Genomic DNA, 19,122 nt, shown 5'->3' on the forward strand with positions numbered 1-19,122 from the left:
TCATGCGCCGACAGCACGAACACAGTTCATGCGATGAGCTGTTTGTGACTTATGTCGGATTTGCATGATTCCGGGTCAGAAGGTAGCAGATATTCCAATTGATCCCACGATCCAACTATCGGCGTGGCGCATGGCGTGCCGCGAGGAACGCAAAAGCCCCCAGAGAGGGGGCTTTTGTCAGTAAGTAAGATTGTCTTTAGAGGCATAAATATGGCCTGCGGCTCGCACTCGGGGAGTGAGCCGCAGGCCGATGTCGCGCCACCCCTCATCGAGGGGCCAAGGCGCTGTCCTCGGCGGCGAAGCCGCCGGATGGACTAGTGCTTGTCGCTCTTGTGCTCGCTCTTGTGCTCGTCCTTCTTGTGGTCGTCCTTCTTGCGCTCTTCCTTGTGCTCGCGCTTGGCGGCCTCCTCGACCTCCGTGGACGCGTTCACGCAGGTGTTGCCGAAGGTGGGGTTCAAAGCGCCGGTCGCGGTGACCGAGTTGCCGCAGACGTTGATCGGGATGTCGACCGGGAGCTGGATGTTGTTGCCGGAGATGACGCCGGGGGAGCCGAAGGCGCCGCCCTCGGCCTCGGCGTCGGCGTTGGCGACTCCCGCGGCGCCACCGAGGGCTGCGCCCGCGGCGAGGGTGATGACGGCGGCCTTTGCGATACGCGACATGAAAGTCGGGTCCTCTCTACTGCAGATGGGTTGTAACGGTGGTGCCGCTCCGGACTGCGGCCCTCGTGCGGGGGGAACCGCGAGCAGGGGCCGCAGCGCGGGCCGGGACGTGCTGCCGGAGGAATGGAGCGCAGTCCCGGGTCCTGACTACTTGTGGTGCTCGCTCTTGTGCTCGTGCTTCTTGACGTCGTCCTCGACCTCGGTGGACGCGTTGACGCAGGTGTTGCCGAGCGTCGGGTTCAGCACGCCCGCGGTGCTGACGGTGTTGCCGCACAGGTTCACCGGGATGTGGATCGGCACCTGGATGTTGTTGCCCGAGACGACACCGGGGGAGCCGACGGCCGCGCCCTCGGCGTCGGCGTCGGCGTTGGCGATACCTGCGGAGCCGATGATGGCGGCGCCCGCGGCCGCGGTCAGGACGGCGGCCTTGGCAATGCGCGACATGGAAGTCGTTTCCTCTCAAAGCGGATTGGGTCCACTCCGGCGCGAAGGGCGGAGCATCACCCTCAACGGCCGGCCACGGCGGTGGTTACGCCCCATCGGCCATACGGGTGACGGGCATTCGGGGGGCGGCGCGATGGCCCCCGACCTGCTGAAACGCGGTCGGGGGCCGGATGGGTGCGTGTTGGGCCGGATGGGCGCGTCGTGGGCCACCTGGGTGCGCCCCGTCGGAGCCGCGGTCGCGCTCGCGGCTCTCGCGCCCGTCGGAACGGGATCGGGTGGGGCTCAGGTGGCGACCTTCTCCTCCTCGAGGGTGGAGCGGATCTCGTCGCGCAGCTCCGGGGTGTCCTGGTGCTGGTGCACCGACACGGCGTGCTCGGCGGCGGCCCGGACGACCTCGTCCTCCTCGCCGATGATGGTGAGCGTGCAGTTGGACTCGCTGGGGAACTTGCGGCAGTCGGCTACTTTCCTGGTCATCGTGACCTCCTGAGGGCGACTCCTCTCTTCAGGCTAAACCTGAAGGAAAGCCCCCATAAGGGTGAAATCGCGGTGTGTATCCGGGTGATCACCGAAGGCGATGCCGGTCCGGTCGCAGGTGACGCCGGTCCGGTCGCGGGGGATGCCGGTCCGGTCGCGGGGCAGGGCCCGGCGGGGCCGGTGCGCCCGGCGGCGCGTAGCGGGTGGCGGTGTCCCGGCGGGCGCGCACCGCGGGCCCTGCGTACCCTATCCGAAATGACGCATCTCGCCATAGAGCACCGCGAAAACGATAAAATAGGTGCCCTGTACGACTGGTTGCACGCCCTCGCGGTGGTGGTCGCGGGGCTGATCGCCATGGCCGTCGTCGCCGCCCTCGGGATGTGGCTGGCGGGTGCCTCGAACTTTTCGGAGGGGGCATTCCTCCACGTTCTCGCCGCCGCCGTCGTCATGGCGGTCGGCGGCTCCATGCGCCTGCAGGGCAACGCCGGGTTCATCGCCCGCACGGACGCGGGGATCGCCGTCGTCCCGCTCTCGGTGAGCCTGGCCGGAGCCCTGGTGATCGCCGTGGCCTTCCTGCTGCCGCTGCGCCACCGGGCGGTCGCCGGCACCGGGGAACTGCTGGGCCGGGTCGCCAGGACCGTGATCCTCTGGCTGGGAGCGCTCGCCCTGCTGGCCATGGCCGCCCGCCACACCTTCACCGTCTCGCTGGAGGACTCCACCGTCTCCGACATCGGCGAGGCCTTCGGCGCCACACCGACCGTGGGTTTCCACGCCGACTACGGGCCGACGCTCGGCTTCGGCCTGCTGTGGCTGCTCGTCGTGCTCACCGTGGCGCTCGCAGCCTCCCGCAGGGCGCCCCTGCCCTCCCGGCTGCTGTCCTACCAGGAGTCGGTCCGCCCCGTCGCCTTCGCGACCGTCATGGTCCTGCTGGCCTACGTGGCCGTCGGAGCGGTCGTGGGGGTGGTCGTCGCCCTGACGCAGGGACACACCCGCGACACCTTCGCGGTGATCTTCCTCGGGCTGCCGAACCTGGTCTGGCTGGCCTTCGGCCTCGGCCTCGATGCCACCTGGGACGGCCACGTCAACGGGGGGATCGGCCTGCCCATGCCCGAGGTGCTCGCCGCGGTGCTGCGCACGCCGGCGCGGGAGAACGTGACACTCGGCCTGAGCTCCCTGTCCCACTACGACGGGCGGGTGTGGCTGCTGCCCGTGGCCTCCGCGGTGATGCTCCTGCTCGCCGGATTCGTGGCGGCCGTCCGCTCGCCCGTCACGATGCCGCCCTGGCGGCACGCCGTCCATCTGGGGTTGGGAGTCGCCGCCGCCGTCCTGGTCATCGGGCTGGTCACCCGGATCTCCGCCCACTACGGCCTGTCCCTGCTCGGTGTGGACAGCGGTCGGCTGAGTGACATCGCCGATCTGCTGGGTGCCGGCGGCGGAGGGGGCGGAGCCGCCGAGGGCGCGGTGGTGCTGCGGCCGAATCTGGCGGTCGGGGTGCCGCTCGGGGCCCTGTGGGGCCTGATCGCGGGCTTCCTCGGGAGCCTGCTGGCCACGCCGGTGCGCCGCCGCGGCGAGGTCGTGGACGCCGAGCCGCCACGGGCGACGGTGTGACGCGGTTCCTACTTCCGCATGATGGCGGGCTCATGCCTGCGCAGGAGCTTGGAGACGATGAACCCCAGCACGACCGACAGCACCACCAGCATGCCGACATTGACCAGCCAGGTGGACGCAGAGTGCTCGAACAACGGGTCCGCCGTGATCTTCTGCGGCACGATGCCGTGCAGGTCGATCGTCCCCGCCATGGCACCCAGCGCCCATCGGGACGGGACCAGCCAGGCGAGCTGTTCGAGGCCGGGTACGCCGTCGAGCTGGAGGAGGGCGCCGCAGAAGACCACCTGGATGATGGCGAGCAGCACCAGCAGCGGCATCGTCACCTCCTCCTTGCGCACCAGGGCGGAGACGAACAGGCCCAGCATCATGGCGGTGAACGACAGCAGGGCTACGGCCACGGCTGTCTCGACCAGTGGAGGCAGGAAGATCCCCTTGCCGTCGGGCGCGTTGAGCTTCACGCCGAACAGGCCCACGAGGGTGAGGACGAACGCCTGGACCACGGTGACGATGCCGAGCACCACCACCTTGGACGCCAGGTAGGCGGAACGGGAGAGCCCGACCGCACGCTCCCGTTGATAGATCACCCTCTCCTTGACCAGCTCGCGCACCGCGTTCGCCGCGCCGGTCAGCACACCGCCGACGCAGAGGATGAGCAGGGCGTTGAGCGCGGTGTCCGTGGTGAGTTCGCTGCCCGCCAGAGCGTGTGCCATCGCGCCCATGACGAACGGAAGCGCGATCATGATGGCCAGGAAGGTGCGGTCCGCGGTGAGTGCCGCGGTGTAACGGCGAATCAGGGTGCGCAGCTGGCCGCCCCAGCTCTGGGCCTTGGGCCGCTTGACGACCCCCTGCGCGGAGGAGACCGGCAGCCTGGGCTGGTCCATGGCCGCGGCTATGTACTGGTAGTACTGCGGTGACGCGCGGAACTGGCCGCTCCAGTCGCGCTCCCTGTCGTTCTCGAAAGCCTCGAACGCCTCGGGCCACTGGCTGAAGCCGAAGAACGGCAGCGCCTCCTCCGGCGGCCCGTAGTAGGCGATGCGCCCTCCGGGGGCCAGCACGAGGAGCCGGTCGCACACGTCGAGGCTGAGCACGCTGTGCGTGACCACGATGACCGTGCGGCCGTCGTCCGCGAGCCCGCGCAGCATGTGCATCACCGAGCGGTCCATGCCGGGGTCGAGCCCCGAGGTCGGCTCGTCGAGGAAGAGCAGGGACGGCTTGGTGAGCAGCTCCAGGGCGACGCTGACGCGCTTGCGCTGGCCGCCCGAGAGGCTGTGGATGGGCTGGTCGACCCGCGCGTCCAGGCCGAGTTCGTGGATGACCTCGTCGACCCGCGCCTGCCGCTCGGCCTTCGCGGTGTCGCCGGGGAAGCGCAGTTCGGCGGCGTAGCCGAGGGCCCGGCGCACGGTCAGCTGGGAGTGCAGGATGTCGTCCTGCGGTACCAGCCCGATGCGCTGGCGCAGCTCGGCGTAGTCCCGGTAGAGGTCGCGGCCGTCGTACAGGACGGTGCCCTGTTCGGCGGGGCGCAGTCCGGTCAGGGCGTTGAGCAGGGTCGACTTGCCCGCGCCCGAGGGGCCGACGACGGCGAGCAGGCACTTCTCGCCGACCGGGAAGGAGACATGGTCCAGCAGGGTCCGGCGCCCCCGGTCCACCGTGACCGCGAGGCCCTGGACGCCGAGGGAGACCTCGCCGGTGTCCACGAACTCCTGGAGCTCGTCGCCGACGAGGACGAAGGCGGAGTGGCCTATGCCGACGATGTCACCGGCGTCGACCGGGGCGTGGTGCACCGGCTGGCCGTTGAGGTATGTGCCGTTGTGGCTGCCGAGGTCGACGATGTCGTAGCCGCCGTCGGGACGGGCCCGCAGCTCGGCGTGGTTGCGGGAGACCACGAGGTCGTCGACGACGAGGTCGTTGTCGAGGGCGCGGCCGATGCGGATCGTGCGGGTGACCAGCTGGCGGACCATCGTGGGCTGCCGGAACGTGCCCGTGGCGTGCGTGACCGGCGTGGGGACGACGGGCTCCGGCGTCGGCGGGGGCACCGCGCGCAGTACCGCGCAGGGGCCGGTGGAAGGGTTGCCGAAGCGGATCACGGTGCCCGGACCGACGCCGGACCGCCGCTGCACGGGTCGGCCGTCGGCGAAGGTGCCATTGGTGCTGCCCAGGTCCTCCAGCGTCCACCAGCCCTCGCCCGGCCGCAGGACGGCATGGTGCCAGGAGACGCGGGGATCGGTGAGGACGATGTCGCTCAGCGGGTCGCGCCCGACATGGTAGGACCGGCTCGTGCTCAGCACTTTCGAGTCGGTGTCGGTCTCGAGGATGAGTTGCCGTTCAGAGGGTGCGACTTGCCGCTCGCCCATACGCCACAATCTACCGGCGACGTTCGAACATCACGTGGCAAATCGCGTAATACGCCGAATCAGGCGCGCTGCGTGAGCGGCCGCGCTGTCGCACACTGGACCCATGCCGGAACTGCCGGAAGTCGAAGCCCTTGCCGCGTTCCTCACCGAGCGCCTCGTCGGCAGGCAGGTGGAACGTGTCATGCCGGCCGCGATCAGCGTCCTCAAGACCTACGACCCGCCGCTGACCGAGCTCGAAGGGCGCACCGTCTCCGGGGTGCGCAGGCACGGCAAGTTCCTCGACATCGCCACCGAAGGCGGGCCCCACCTGGTCGTCCACCTGGCGCGGGCCGGCTGGCTGCGCTGGAAGGAGGACCTGCCGCAGACCCCGCCGAGGCCCGGCAAGGGTCCGCTGGCGCTGCGGCTGCGGCTGGCCGAGCCGCAGGGCTGGGGCTTCGACCTCACCGAAGCCGGGACGCAGAAGCGCCTGGCCGTCCACGTGGTGCGGGACCCTTCGCGGGTGCCCGGAATCGAACGGCTGGGCCCCGACCCGCTCGGCGAGGAGTTCACCCAGGAGGTCTTCACGGAGCTGCTGGGCCGTGAGAACCGCAGGATCAAGGGAGTGTTGCGCGACCAGAGCCTGATCGCGGGCATCGGCAACGCCTACTCGGACGAGATCCTGCACGTGGCGAAGATGTCGCCGTTCCAGCTGACCACCCATCTCAGCGACTACGACGTGGAACGGCTGTACAGGGCGATCGGCACCACGCTGCGCGAGGCGGTGGAGCGCTCGCGCGGGCTCGCGGTGGGGGAGCTGAAGGCGGAGAAGAAGAGCGGACTGCGCGTCCACGGGCGGGCGGGGCAGCCCTGCCCGGTGTGCGGCGACACGATCCGCGAGGTGTCGTACCGGGACTCGGCGACGCAGTACTGCCCGACGTGCCAGACGGGCGGCAAGCCGCTGGCGGACCGGCGGATGTCGAGGCTGCTGAAGTAGCGCCGACGCCGGCTGACCCGCGGGTCCGGGCGTGAGCGTCCGGCGGGCGCCCCGCGGTCGTCCCGGCCGTGCGCCTACCGCCCTGCCGCCGTGCGCCTCCCGCCGTGCCCTGCGCCTCAGTGCACGAAGTGGAAGATGGTCTCACCCTCGACGACATCCGGCTCCACGGCGACGGACGCCAGGTTCTCCTTGACCCACTGCGTCGCCCTCCGGGTGGACTCCAGCGTCCCCTCGCGGTCCTGGCACACCGTGACGCTGAAGCCGCCCTCGGCGTCCTTGACCATGTAGTAGGCGAGGAAGCCCGGGACCGTCGTCATCAGCTCCCGCACCTCGGCATCGCGTACTTCGAGCTCGGAGACGAACTTGGGAGCGCTGCCTCCCGAGTAGCGGCGAACGACTGCGTACATGGTGACCTCCCAGGGGCGGGGCTGCCGGGCGTCCTCGGAACGGCACCCGTACTCCCATCGAAACCACGCCTGCCCGGTCCTGCCACTCGGCCGGAACCGGGGCGTCGCGGCGCCCCGGCCGTGCCCGGCCGGTCAGCGAGAAGAACGGCCCGGCCGCTGAGCTGCGTGAACGCTTCAGTAGAGTGCGGCTGCCGTCCCCGCGCCGACCGAGGTGTCCCTGTGAGCTCCGACCGACCAGTGCCGTCCGCCGACGGCGGGCCCGTGGCGGTCGTCGGCATCGGGGCCGACGGCTGGGCGGGACTCAACGCCCGTGCCCGCGACGAACTGCGCGGCGCGCGGGCCCTCATCGGGGCGCCGCGCCAACTCGGCATGCTGCCGCCCGAGTGCGCGGGGGAGCGGATCGCCTGGCCCTCACCCCTGCGTCCGGCCGTACGCGCCCTTCTCGCCGCCCACTCGGGGCGGCGGCTGGCCGTCCTGGCCAGCGGCGATCCGATGTTCTTCGGGATCGGCCGGGCACTGGCCGACGAGGTGGGCGCCGACCGGCTCGTCGTCCTGCCGCACCCGTCCTCGGTGTCCTACGCGTGCGCCCGCCTCGGCTGGCCGGTGGAGGAGACCGAGGTGGTCAGCCTCGTCGGGCGCCCCACCGACTCACTGGCCCTCTCCCTCCACGCCGGGCGCAGGCTCCTGGTGCTCAGCGCCGGTGCGGCGACCCCGTGGGAGGTCGCCGACCTGCTGACCGCGCGGGGATTCGGGCCCAGCCTCCTGACCGTGCTGGAACAGCTCGGCGGGGACCGCGAGCGGTCCGTCCACGGCACCGCCGGCTCCTGGAGGCATCCGCAGGGCGACCCCCTCAACGTCGTGGCCGTCGAGTGCCGCCCCGCCCCGGACGCGCTGCGCCTGTCCACCGTCCCCGGCCTGCCCGACCAGGCGTACGAGAGCGACGGCCAGCTGACGAAGCGCCATGTGCGGGCCGCCACGCTCGCCGCACTGGCCCCCGCGCCGGGCGAGCTCCTGTGGGACGTCGGCGGCGGCTCGGGCAGCGTCGCCGTGGAGTGGATGCGCGCCCACCGCACCTGCCGGGCGGTCTGCGTCGAGCAGGACCCGGTCCGCGCCTCCCGTATCGAGCGCAACGCCGCCGCCCTCGGCGTGCCCGGACTGCGGATCTTGACCGGCCGGGCACCCGAGGCGCTGGCCGGGCTCCCGGCGCGGGACGCCGCACCGGACGCGGTGTTCGTCGGCGGCGGGCTCACCACCCCTGGACTGCTGAGCACCTGCTGGGACGCGCTCGCGGAGGGAGGCAGGCTCGTGGCCAACGCGGTCACGCTGGAGTCCGAGGCCGTGCTGGCAGACTGGTACGGGCGCCACGGCGGCGAACTCGTGCGGCTGGCGGTCGCCCACGCCGTGCCCGTGGGCGGCTTCACCGGATGGCGCCAGGCCATGCCGGTCACTCAGTGGAGCGCCGTCAAACGAGGAGACGAGCGATGACGGTGTACTTCATCGGTGCGGGTCCCGGTGCCGCGGACCTGATCACCCTGCGCGGACAGCGCACCCTGGCCCGCTGCGGGGTCTGCCTGTACGCGGGCAGCCTGGTACCGCGCGAACTGCTGGCCGAGTGCCCGCCGGGCGCCCGCCTGGTCGACACCGCGCGGCTCGACCTCGACCGGATCACCGAGGAGTTCGTGCGCGCGCACCGCGAGGGGCAGGACGTGGCCCGGCTGCACTCCGGCGACCCGTCGGTGTTCAGCGCGGTGGCCGAGCAGATGCGCCGCCTCGACGCGGAGGGCATCGCGTACGAGGTGGTGCCCGGAGTCCCCGCGTTCGCGGCGGCGGCGGCCGCGCTCAAGCGTGAGCTGACCGTGCCGACCGTGGGCCAGACGGTGATCCTCACCCGGATCGCCCAGCAGGCCACCCCGATGCCCGGGGGTGAGGACCTGGCCACCCTCGGCCGCAGCCGCGCCCTGATCGTGCTGCACCTGGCCGCGCGCCACGTGGACCGGGTGGTCGCCGAACTGGTGCCGCACTACGGCGAGGACTGCCCGGCGGCCGTGGTGGCGATGGCCAGCCGCCCCGACGAACTGGTGCTGCGGGGCACCCTCGGCGACATCGCCGGGCAGGTGAAGGCCGCCGGGGTGGTACGCACGGCGGTGATCATGGCGGGTGCCACGCTGGGCGCGCGGGAGTTCCGCGACAGCCATCTGTACTCGTCGGCACGCGAGCGCCCGCACACCCCGTGCGACACGCCCTAGCCGCCCCGAGGGCCCTTGGCCGGCGCCTGGCCCACCACGCCGCCCGCGCGGTCGACGCAGATCACGTCCACGGCCACCGGCGCTCCCCGCAGCACCCCGAGCGCTGTCTCCCGGGCGGCGGCGGCCACCAGGTCCCCCAGCGGCACCCCTCGCGCCGCGCACAGCTGGACGGTCTCCAGGCCGGTGTTGGCCGAGGCCACTGCCGCGGCCAGGGCCTCGTCGGCGCCGCCCGCGCGGGCGAGGCCGGCCAGGAAGCCCTTGTCCACCTGCGACCGGGAGGAGTGGAGGTCGAGATGGCCCGCCGCGAGCTTGGAGAGCTTGGCGAAGCCCCCGGCGACGGTCAGCCGGGGCACGGGGTGGCGCCGCAGGTACTTCAGCACGGCGCCGGCGAAGTCGCCCATGTCCAGCAGGGCGTCCTGCGGCAGCCCGTGCACCGCCGCGGCGACCTTCTCCGAGGTCGAGCCCGTGCAGCCGGCGACATGGGTGCGTCCGGCGGCGCGTGCGACGTCCACACCGCGCCGGATGCTGTCGATCCACGCCGAGCACGAGTAGGGCACCACGATGCCGGTGGTGCCCAGGATGGACAGACCGCCGAGGATGCCCAGGCGGGGGTTCCAGGTGCCGCGGGCGATCTCCTCGCCGTTGTCCACCGAGATCTCGATCTCGACGTCCCCGCTCCCGCCGTGCTCCGCCGCGACCGCGGCGACCGCCTCGCGCATCATCCGCCGGGGCACGGGGTTGACGGCGGGCTCGCCGACCTCGAGCGGGAGCCCGGGGCGGGTGACGGTGCCCACGCCGGGACCCGCCCTGAAGACCACCCCGGCACCGGGGGGAGCGTGCCGCACGGTCGCGCGCACCATCGCGCCATGGGTGACGTCGGGGTCGTCCCCGGCGTCCTTGACGATCCCGGCCATCGCCCGGCCGGGGCCGAGCTCCTCGGCGGCGAGCACGAACGCGGGACGCTGCCCCTTCGGCAGGGTGATGCCCACCGGATCGGGGAAGTCGCCGGTCAGCAACGCGGTGTACGCGGCCGTCGTGGCCGCCGTCGCGCACGCGCCCGTCGTCCAGCCGTGCCGCAGTCCGGTGCGTTCCAGCTGCGCCGCGCGGCCGCCCTCGGCCCGAGGCCGCTCAGTCACCTTCCACCCCACAGGAACTGCCGACCCGGCCCCGGTACCCGACCCGGCCCCGGTACCCGACCCGGCCCCGGTACCCGACCCGGCCCCGGTACCCGACCCGGCCCCGGTACCCGACCCGGCCCCGGTACCCGACCCGGCCCCGGTACCCGACCCGGCCCGTACCGTCGCCGGGAACCCCGTCCCCACCGGAACGGAGCGCCGCGGTGACCCGCCACGTCCTCGTCCTCGGCGGCACCACCGAGGCCCGCCGCCTCGCCGCCGAACTCACCGGCGATCCCACGCTGCTCGTCACCAGCTCCCTCGCCGGACGGGTCGCCGAGCCCCGCCTGCCCGCCGGGCAGGTGCGTGTCGGGGGGTTCGGCGGCCCGCAGGGCCTGGCCCGCTGGCTGCGCGAGCACCGGGTGGACGCACTCATCGACGCGACCCATCCCTTCGCCGACACCATCAGCTTCAACGCGGCCGAGGCGGCCGCCGCCGTCCATGTTCCCCTGCTCGCCCTGCGCCGCCCCGGGTGGGTGCCGGGCGAGGGAGACCGGTGGCACCGCACGGGTTCGCTGGAGGGCGCCGCCGAGCTGCTGCCCTCCCTGGGGGAACGGGTCTTCCTCACCACCGGCCGGATGGGGCTCGCCGCCTTCGCCTCCCTGGACGGGCTGTGGTTCCTGGTCCGCTCGGTCGACCCGCCCGAGCCGCCGGTACCCGCGCGGATGGAGGTCCTGCTCGACCGGGGCCCGTTCACCGTCGAGGGGGAGGCGGAGCTGCTGCGCCGCCACCGCGTCGATGTGCTCGTGACCAAGGACAGCGGCGCCGCGGCCACCGCCGCCAAGCTGACCGCCGCCCGTGAGGCCGGGCTGGCGGTCGTGGTGGTGCGGCGGCCGCCCGCCCCCGAGGGCGTCATGGAGGTCCGGGACACGGCCGGCGCCGTGGCCTGGCTGCGGGAGACCCTCGGCTGACGGGCCCTCAGCCGCCCGGGTGGCGGCGCGGCGTCCAGACCGCCTCGGTCCCGTCGCCGCGCTCCACCACCCGCGTCTGCGAGGAGCCGACCAGAAGGATCGTGCGCATGTCCACCTGCTCGGGGTCGAGATCGGCCAGCCGGACGATCCGCACCCGCTCCGTCGGCCCTCCCACGTCCCGTGCCAGCACCACCGGGGTGTCGGGTGCCCGGTGCTCGAGCAGCAACTCCCGGGCCTTGCCGACCTGCCACACGCGGCTGCGCGAGCCCGGGTTGTACAGCGCCAGCACCAGGTCCGCGGCGGCCGCGGCCCTCAGCCGTTCGGCGATGACCTCCCAGGGCTTGAGCCGGTCGGACAACGAGACCACCGCGTAGTCGTGCCCGAGCGGGGCGCCCACCCGGGAGGCAGCGGCATTGGCGGCCGTGACCCCCGGGAGAACCTCGACCGGGACATCCCGGTAGGGGTCGCTGCTCGCCACCTCCAGCACGGCCGTCGCCATGGCGAACACACCCGGATCGCCGGAGGAGACCACGGCCACCCTGCGGCCCGCTCGGGCCAGGTCCAGGGCGAACTCGGCGCGTTCGGACTCCACCTTGTTGTCCGAGGCATGGCGGCGCTGGCCGGGACGGACCGGGACCCGGTCCAGGTAGGTCGTGTAGCCCACCAGGTCCTCGGCGTCGGCGAGCGCCCCACGGGCCTCGGGCGTCAGCCACATCGGCCCGGCGGGTCCGAGGCCGACGACCACGACCCGCCCCTGCCGCCCGCGGTCGGGCCGGCCGTCGCAGACCGTGGTGGCGACCGTGCGGACGGATGCGCCGGCGGCCGCGGCGGCGGCCGTGTCGACCCTCGCCGCGCCGGCTTCGGCGGCCCGCGGCCCCTGCTCGGGCGCGCCGATCCTGCTGGGCAGAACCGCCACGGAGAAGTAGGGAACGGACTCGGGGTCCACCTCCGCCAGCGGCGCGGTGCGCTCCCCGGCCATCGTCGCCCGCTCCACGTAGTGCGCCTGCGACAGCCGGCCCGAACGCTCCAGGGCACGGCGGACCGCGGGGAAGGTGCGGCCGAGCTTCAGCACCGCGGCCGCGTCCGACGAGGCCAGCCGCGCCGCCAACTCCTCCTCGGGAAGGGTGCCCGGGAGCACGGTCAGCACCTCCTCGCCCTCCACCAGGGGCCGCCCGATCCTGGCCGCGGCGGCGCTCACCGAGGTGACCCCCGGCACCACCTCGGTGGGGTAGCGGTGCGCCAGGCGCTTGTGCATGTGCATGTAGGAGCCGTAGAAGAACGGATCGCCCTCGGCGAGCACGGCGACATCGCGCCCGGCGTCGAGATGGGCCGCCAGCCGCGCCGCGGCCTCCTCGTAGAACTCGTCCATCGCGCCCCGGTAGCCGCCCGGGTGGTCGGTGGTCTCCGTGGTCACCGGGTAGACCAGCTTCTCCTCCACCTGGTCCGGGCGCAGATACCGCTCGGCGATGGAACGGGCGATACTGCGGCCGTGCCGGGCGCTGTGGTACGCCACGACGTCCGCCGAGCCGATCAGCTCCACGGCCCGCACGGTCATCAGCGAGGGATCGCCGGGGCCGAGTCCGACGCCGTAGAGGCGGCCCTTGGCCGGGCGGCCCGTCGCCCCGGGGCGCTCCGCCGTGCCCCGAGAGGCCCGCTCCGTCTGCTCGTTCACTCTTCCTCGCTCGCTATCGCGTTGATCGCGGCGGCGGCCATGGCGCTGCCGCCGCGCCGGCCGCGCACCACCAGGTGCTCCAGTCCCGACGGGTGCTCCGCCAGAGCCTCCTTGGACTCGGCCGCGCCTATGAACCCGACCGGGACGCCGATGACGGCGGCGGGCCGCGGTGCCCCCTCCTCGACCATCTCCAGCAGGCGGAACAGGGCCGTCGGCGCGTTGCCGACAGCGACGACGGCGCCCTCCATCCGGTCGCGCCACAGCTCCAGCGCGGCGGCGGTGCGGGTCGTGCCCAGCTCTCGGGCGAGTCCGGGCACCGAGGGGTCGGTGAGAGTGCACACGACCTCGTTGTCCGCCGGGAGGCGCTTGCGGGTGACCCCGCCGGCCACCATGTTGGCGTCGCACAGGATCGGCGCCCCGGCCAGCAGCGCGGCACGGGCACGGGCCACGACACCGGAGGTGAAGGCGAGGTCGCGGACGAGGTCGACCATGCCGCAGGCGTGGATCATCCGCACCGCGACCCGGCAGACGTCGGGCGGCAGCCCGTCCAGGTCCGCCTCGGCCCGGATGGTGGCAAAGGACCGGCGGTAGATCGCCGCCCCGTCCTTCTCGTACTCGAACACGTCACCCTCGATCGTTTGTCCTACGGGCCGACGCGACCGCGTCGGCCACCGCCTGCCCCGTACGGCTCGTCCCGCTCGTCCCGTCCGTCCGCTCGCCCGCGCTCCCGGGCCCGACCCCGCGCACGGCCGTGCGGTATCCGTCGCCGGTGGCCACGACGTCGACCCAGCGGCCCGCCGGATGCCCGCACCGGCGCTCGCACCCGGACCAGTGCACCGGCAGCGGAAGGGCGCCGGCCCCCGCTTCCGGTTCCACCCGCCCGCCCCTGTCCTCTCGCGCCCGCCCGCCCCGCCCGGTGAGCGCGGCACAGGCGTCCGCCCGTACGTCCGCCAGCGACTTGGCGCAGCCGGGGCGGCCGGCGCAGGCGCCCACACCCAGCCAGGGGGAAGCGGCATCGGTGATGAATCCCGCGTCCTCGAGGGCGTCCAGCGCGCCCGCCGCGTGCTCGCCCGGGAAACCCGGCAGGACCGCACCCCGCCAGGGGGTGACCCGCAGTTCGCCCGTTCCGCGCTCGGCGGTCGCGGCCAGCAGCCGCCACTGACGGACGTCGGCACGGCCCAGCCGGACGGCCACGCTCAGCGCGCGCCTGCCGTCGGGACCGCTCAGGACGCCGGGCGGGGGAGGGGACGGCTCGGTGAGCGGGCGGGGGGATTCGACGGGCTCGGCGCCGATGCCCTCGCGTTCCAGCCGCCCGCGCAGCCGGGAGTTGAGGGCGTCGGCGTCCTCGGGGGAGAGTTCACGCACCCGCCACACCCGTGCCCCGCCGCGGTCGGTGAGGCCGAGGAACTCCAGCGCGGCCAGTACCGCGGCCCTCGGGGCATCACCGGCGGCGATCCGCCAGGCGCCGCTCGACGGACCGCCGGGCAGGGCGCCCGCCAGGCGCAGCTGCGCCGCCCGTCCGGAAAGCGCGATCAATGTCACATCCGCGGCCAGCGCCGCCACATCGCCGCGGCCGTCGTCCAGGGCGAACAGGAATCGCCCGGAAAGGCGCGCTGTGTCCGGATCGGCGCACAGCAGCGCGTCGAGCTCGCGCACCCAGCCGTCGACCGGGGCGAATCCCCTCCCGTCGAGGCCGGCCGGCGCGGTGGCGACCACATTGCGCATACGTTCGTGCAGGTCGGAGGGGAACAGGCCCGCCTCACGCAGCCGTCGCGCCAACTCCGGTCCGTCCGTGGCGTCCAGGCCGCGCAGCTGGACATTGCCGCGCGAGGTGAGGTCCAGCCGCCCATCGCCCAGCTCCTCGGCCGCGGCCGCCAGCGCCAGCGCCTGGGGCGCCGTCAACAGCCCTCCGGGGACGCGTACACGGGCCAGGGCGCCGTCGTCCGCCTCGTGCAGCCGCAGGCTACCGGGGCAGGCGTCACCGCGGGCCCGGCCGGGCACGGCGGGGCGCGTCGGAGCGTCGGGAGGGGGCGGCGGCATGGCGGCGAGCATACCGACGAGGACATGGGCGGCTGGTCAGCCCCATGACGGGGGACTTGCGCCCAGGACCTAATATGCTCACGGCGAGCCGCGACGATCCCGGGGAGGGACCGCCGCGCCGCCGACGCCGACGACGGCGCCAGGGGAGGAAGCCCGGTGAGAATCCGGCGCGGTCCCGCCACTGTTACCGCGGCCATGAGGCCGCGGGAGCCAGGAACTCCCGCCGTCCTCCACCGCCCGGGGCGCGGACCCCGAGGAAGGCACCGCCGCATGCGCATGTCCCCGCACCTGCCCCCTGTCGCCTCCGGCGACCGCTCCGGGGACCGCCCCGGCTCCTCCTTCCGTGACCGCCGACCCCGCCGAGTGCGCGGGGCCCGCCACCGCGTCCTCGGCGCACCGGGCACGTCGGCCGTCCGGCCCGCAACGACCTCGCGAGGCGACCTGTGATCCTGCTGCTGTCGACGTCCGACACCGACCTGCTCAGCGCCCGTGCGGCCGAAGGGCCCGTGCCCTACCGCCTCGCCAACCCCTCCCGGCTGCACCTCGACGACCTGCCGGCCCTGCTGGAGGGTGCCGAACTCGTCGTCGTCCGCCTGCTCGGGGGTGTGCGCGCCTGGGAGGAGGGACTGGCCACGCTGCTCGCCGGGCCGCGCCCGGTGGTCGTGCTCAGCGGCGAACAGGCCCCCGACGCCCAGCTGATGGGAGCCTCCACCGTTCCCGTGGGCATCGCCGCGGAGGCCCATGCCTACCTCGCGCACGGGGGCCCCGCCAACCTCGCCCAGCTCGCCGGGTTCCTCTGCGACACCGTCCTGCTGACCGGCCACGGCTTCGAGCCGCCGCGGCCCGCGCCCACCTGGGGTCCGCTGGAGCGCACCGCGCGCCGGGAGAGCGGACCGGTCGTCGCGGTGCTGTACTACCGGGCCCACCACATGAGCGGCAACACCGCGTTCGTCGAGGCCCTGTGCCGCGCCGTCGAGCACGCCGGGGGCCGTCCGAAGCCGCTGTTCGTGGCCTCCCTGCGCAGCCCCGAGCCCGAACTCCTCGACGCGCTCGGCGACGCGGACGCCGTGGTCACCACGGTCCTGGCCGCCGGAGGCACCCGCCCCGCCGACGCCTCCGCGGGCGGCGACGAGGACGCCTGGGACGCGGGGGCGCTGGCCGGCCTCGATGTGCCGGTCCTTCAGGCGCTGTGCCTGACCGGCACCCGTGCGGCCTGGGAGGAGAGCGACGACGGCCTCTCCCCGCTCGACGCCGCCACCCAGGTCGCGGTGCCCGAGTTCGACGGCCGGCTGATCACCGTTCCGTTCTCCTTCAAGGAGTACGACGAGGACGGCCTGCCGGTGTACGTGCCGGACGCCGAACGCGCTTCCCGAGTCGCCGGGATCGCCGTGCGCCACGCCCGGCTGCGCCACATCCCCGCCGCCGAGCGCCGCCTGGCCCTGGTGCTGTCCGCCTATCCGACCAAGCACTCCAGGATCGGCAACGCGGTCGGCCTCGACACCTCCGCCAGCGCCGTCGCCCTGCTGCGCGAGCTGCGGGCCCACGGCTGGGACCTCGGCCCGGAGGACGGCCCGGACGCGCTGCCCGGTCTGGCCTCGGGAGTCGGCGACGAGCTGATCCATGCGCTGATCGAGGCGGGCGGCCACGACCAGGAGTGGCTCACCGAGGAGCAGATGGCCCGCAACCCCGTCCGCATCCCGGCCGCCGACTACCGCCGCTGGTACGGAGAGCTGCCGCGGGCGCTGCGTGACGAGGTCGAGGAGCACTGGGGGCCGCCGCCGGGCGAGCTGTTCGTCGACCGCAGCAGCGACCCCGAGGGCGAGATCGTGCTGGCCGCCCTGCGCAGGGGCAATCTGCTGGTCCTCATCCAGCCCCCGCGCGGCTTTGGCGAGAATCCCATCGCCATCTACCACGATCCGGACCTTCCGCCCTCGCACCACTACCTGGCCGCCTACCGCTGGATGGCGGCCGGCCAGGAGGACGGCGGCTTCGGCGCCGACGCCGTGGTCCACCTCGGCAAGCACGGCAACCTCGAATGGCTGCCCGGCAAGAACGCGGGCATGTCCGCGTCCTGCGGCCCCGACGCGGCGCTCGGCGACCTTCCGCTGATCTACCCGTTCCTGGTCAACGACCCCGGCGAGGGCACCCAGGCCAAGCGCCGGGCCCATGCCACGCTGGTGGACCACCTCGTCCCGCCGATGGCACGGGCCGACTCCTACGGCGACATCGCCCGCCTGGAGCAGCTGCTCGACGAATACGCGTCGATCTCGGCGATGGATCCGGCCAAACTTCCCGCCATCAGGGCGCAGATCTGGACGCTGATCCAGGCCGCGAGGCTCGACCACGACCTGGGCCTGGACGACCGCCCGCACGACACGGAGTTCGACGACTTCCTGCTCCACGTGGACGGCTGGCTGTGCGAGGTCAAGGACGCCCAGATCCGCGACGGACTGCACGTGCTGGGCCAGGCGCCCACCGGTCCCGAGCGGGTCGACCTGGTGCTCGCGATCCTGCGGGCCCGTCAGATCTGGGGCGGCACCACCGCCCTCCCGGGACTTCGCGAGGCCCTGGGCCTGGACGAGTCCGCGGCCACCCGCACCACCGCCGACGACGCGGAGGAGCGGGCCCGCGCCCTCGTCCAGGCGATGGAGGACGCCGGCTGGGATCCGGGCGCCGTCGACAAGACCTGCTCCACGCTGCCGTCCGAGCAGCGGGAACCGGTCGCCGCCGTGCTGGACTTCGCCGCCCGCCAGGTCGTTCCCCGGCTGGCCGCCACCACCGACGAGATCGACGCGGCCGTGCACGCGCTTCAAGGCGGGTTCGTCCCCGCGGGCCCCTCGGGATCGCCGCTGCGCGGACTGGTCAACGTTCTGCCGACCGGGCGCAATTTCTACTCCGTCGACCCCAAGGCCGTCCCGAGCCGTCTGGCCTGGGAGACCGGGCAGGCGCTCGCCGACTCCCTGCTGGAGCGCTACCGCACCGACAACGGCGAGTGGCCGCGCTCGGTCGGCCTGTCCCTGTGGGGCACCAGTGCCATGCGCACCTCCGGTGACGACATCGCCGAGGCCCTGGCCCTGCTGGGCGTACGGCCGGTGTGGGACGACGCCTCCCGCCGGGTCACCGGCCTCGAGCCGATCCCGGTGGAGCAGCTCGGCCGCCCGCGCGTCGACGTCACCCTGCGCATCAGCGGATTCTTCCGCGACGCCTTCCCGCACGTCGTCGCCCTGCTGGACGACGCGGTGCGGCTGGCCGCCTCGCTGGAGGAGGAGAGCGACGAGGACAACTACGTGCGGGCGCACACCCGCGCCGACCTGGCGCTGCACGGCGACGAACGCCGCGCCACGGTGCGGATCTTCGGCTCCCGGCCGGGCACCTACGGCGCGGGGCTGCTCCAGCTGATCGACAGCCGCGACTGGCGTACCGACGCCGACCTCGCCGAGGTGTACACCGTCTGGGGCGGCTACGCCTACGGCCGGGGCCTCGAAGGGCGCCCGGCCCGCGAGGAGATGGAGACGGCGTACCGGCGGATCGCGGTGGCGGCGAAGAACACCGACACCCGCGAGCACGACATCGCCGACTCGGACGACTACTTCCAGTACCACGGCGGCATGGTGGCGACCGTCCGCGCGCTCAAGGGCACCGCGCCCGCCGCGTACATCGGCGACAGCACCCGCCCGGAGACCGTGCGCACCCGCACCCTCCAGGAGGAGACGTCACGTGTCTTCCGCGCCCGGGTGGTCAATCCCCGCTGGATCGAGGCGATGCGCCGCCACGGGTACAAGGGCGCCTTCGAGCTGGCCGCGACCGTCGACTACCTGTTCGGCTACGACGCCACGACGGGCGTGGTCGCCGACTGGATGTACGACAAGCTGGCGCAGAGCTACCTGCTGGACCCCGAGAACCGTGCCTTCCTGGAAGAGGCGAACCCCTGGGCACTGCACGGCATGGCCGAGCGACTTCTCGAGGCGGAGAGCCGTGGGATGTGGGAGGAGCCGGACCCGGCCGTCCTCGAAGCCGTCCGGGCCCTGTTCCTGGAGACCGAGGGCAGGCTCGAGGGCGGGGAGGACTGACGTTCTCCTCGGGACCGAGGACCGTCTCGAGGGCCGGGGAGGGCTGACGTTCTGCCGGACAGGTAACAGGCCCAGGCGCTGCCGGTCGGCCC

The 19,122-nt window shown here is 73.5% G+C and carries 15 protein-coding genes and 1 riboswitch; of the genes, 6 read left to right on the forward strand and 9 right to left on the reverse strand.

Annotated elements, in window-relative coordinates; all coding sequences use genetic code 11:
• Window positions 1-314: 314 nt before the first annotated feature.
• The 3 genes from IEY86_RS18405 to IEY86_RS18415 all read right to left on the reverse strand — a co-directional run bounded on the left by IEY86_RS18405 (window position 315) and on the right by IEY86_RS18415 (window position 1,577).
• Complete coding sequence (locus tag IEY86_RS18405; protein ID WP_189132830.1) at window positions 315-659, reverse strand: chaplin; 345 nt, start codon at window positions 657-659, stop codon at window positions 315-317.
• Window positions 660-806: 147 nt separating this feature from the next.
• A complete protein-coding gene (locus IEY86_RS18410; RefSeq protein ID WP_189132831.1) occupies window positions 807-1,103 on the reverse strand; it encodes a chaplin in 297 nt (98 codons plus the stop codon).
• A 282-nt stretch (window positions 1,104-1,385) separates the two neighbouring features.
• Window positions 1,386-1,577, reverse strand: a complete 192-nt coding sequence (locus IEY86_RS18415) for a DUF1059 domain-containing protein (RefSeq protein WP_189132832.1) — start codon at window positions 1,575-1,577, stop codon at window positions 1,386-1,388.
• A gap of 255 nt (window positions 1,578-1,832) precedes the next feature.
• Here IEY86_RS18415 and IEY86_RS18420 point away from each other — a divergent pair, with 255 nt between their 5' ends.
• Window positions 1,833-3,185, forward strand: coding sequence for a streptophobe family protein (locus tag IEY86_RS18420; protein ID WP_189132833.1), 1,353 nt, complete (start codon window positions 1,833-1,835; stop codon window positions 3,183-3,185).
• A gap of 8 nt (window positions 3,186-3,193) precedes the next feature.
• On the opposite strand, the gene IEY86_RS18425 is transcribed toward IEY86_RS18420, so the two are convergent.
• Entirely contained in the window at window positions 3,194-5,536 is a 2,343-nt protein-coding gene (locus tag IEY86_RS18425) for an FHA domain-containing protein (RefSeq protein WP_189132834.1), read from the reverse strand.
• 103 nt (window positions 5,537-5,639) lie between these two features.
• Between IEY86_RS18425 and IEY86_RS18430 the strand changes: the two genes are divergently transcribed.
• A complete protein-coding gene (locus tag IEY86_RS18430; RefSeq protein WP_189132835.1) occupies window positions 5,640-6,509 on the forward strand; it encodes an Fpg/Nei family DNA glycosylase in 870 nt (289 codons plus the stop codon).
• 116 nt (window positions 6,510-6,625) lie between these two features.
• Here IEY86_RS18430 and IEY86_RS18435 read toward each other — a convergent pair whose 3' ends face one another.
• Window positions 6,626-6,916, reverse strand: coding sequence for a hypothetical protein (locus IEY86_RS18435; protein WP_189132836.1), 291 nt, complete (start codon window positions 6,914-6,916; stop codon window positions 6,626-6,628).
• Window positions 6,917-7,135: 219 nt separating this feature from the next.
• Here IEY86_RS18435 and cbiE point away from each other — a divergent pair, with 219 nt between their 5' ends.
• Both cbiE and cobM read left to right on the forward strand, forming a co-directional pair.
• On the forward strand, window positions 7,136-8,401 hold the full coding sequence (cbiE, locus tag IEY86_RS18440; protein ID WP_229698546.1) for a precorrin-6y C5,15-methyltransferase (decarboxylating) subunit CbiE: 1,266 nt from the start codon (window positions 7,136-7,138) through the stop codon (window positions 8,399-8,401).
• Window positions 8,398-9,162, forward strand: coding sequence for a precorrin-4 C(11)-methyltransferase (cobM, locus tag IEY86_RS18445; protein ID WP_189132837.1), 765 nt, complete (start codon window positions 8,398-8,400; stop codon window positions 9,160-9,162). The genes cbiE and cobM overlap by 4 nt, the downstream gene beginning before the upstream one ends.
• On the opposite strand, the gene IEY86_RS18450 is transcribed toward cobM, so the two are convergent.
• A complete protein-coding gene (locus IEY86_RS18450; RefSeq protein ID WP_229698547.1) occupies window positions 9,159-10,298 on the reverse strand; it encodes a cobalt-precorrin-5B (C(1))-methyltransferase in 1,140 nt (379 codons plus the stop codon). The genes cobM and IEY86_RS18450 overlap by 4 nt on opposite strands.
• Before the next feature lie 203 nt (window positions 10,299-10,501).
• Here IEY86_RS18450 and IEY86_RS18455 point away from each other — a divergent pair, with 203 nt between their 5' ends.
• Window positions 10,502-11,248 carry a cobalt-precorrin-6A reductase gene (locus IEY86_RS18455; protein WP_189132839.1) on the forward strand — a complete coding sequence of 249 codons (747 nt, stop codon included), beginning with the start codon at window positions 10,502-10,504 and terminating at the stop codon, window positions 11,246-11,248.
• 7 nt (window positions 11,249-11,255) lie between these two features.
• On the opposite strand, the gene IEY86_RS18460 is transcribed toward IEY86_RS18455, so the two are convergent.
• The 3 genes from IEY86_RS18460 to cobG all read right to left on the reverse strand — a co-directional run bounded on the left by IEY86_RS18460 (window position 11,256) and on the right by cobG (window position 14,972).
• Entirely contained in the window at window positions 11,256-12,806 is a 1,551-nt protein-coding gene (locus IEY86_RS18460) for a precorrin-2 C(20)-methyltransferase (protein WP_373287052.1), read from the reverse strand.
• Between the two features lie 110 nt (window positions 12,807-12,916).
• The gene (locus tag IEY86_RS18465; RefSeq protein WP_189132841.1) at window positions 12,917-13,543 is read right to left on the reverse strand and encodes a precorrin-8X methylmutase; all 627 of its coding nucleotides are present in this window, start codon (window positions 13,541-13,543) and stop codon (window positions 12,917-12,919) included.
• 1 nt (window position 13,544) lies between these two features.
• Window positions 13,545-14,972 (reverse strand): precorrin-3B synthase, encoded by a 1,428-nt coding sequence (gene cobG / locus IEY86_RS18470; protein ID WP_189132842.1) that lies wholly within the window; start codon window positions 14,970-14,972, stop codon window positions 13,545-13,547.
• Between the two features lie 133 nt (window positions 14,973-15,105).
• Window positions 15,106-15,180: riboswitch (cobalamin riboswitch) on the forward strand.
• 223 nt (window positions 15,181-15,403) lie between these two features.
• Here cobG and cobN point away from each other — a divergent pair.
• Window positions 15,404-19,030 (forward strand): cobaltochelatase subunit CobN, encoded by a 3,627-nt coding sequence (gene cobN / locus IEY86_RS18475; RefSeq protein WP_189132843.1) that lies wholly within the window; start codon window positions 15,404-15,406, stop codon window positions 19,028-19,030.
• Window positions 19,031-19,122: the final 92 nt, after the last annotated feature.

Source organism: Wenjunlia tyrosinilytica, from assembly GCF_014646055.1.
Taxonomy (GTDB): Bacteria; Actinomycetota; Actinomycetes; order Streptomycetales; family Streptomycetaceae; genus Wenjunlia; species Wenjunlia tyrosinilytica.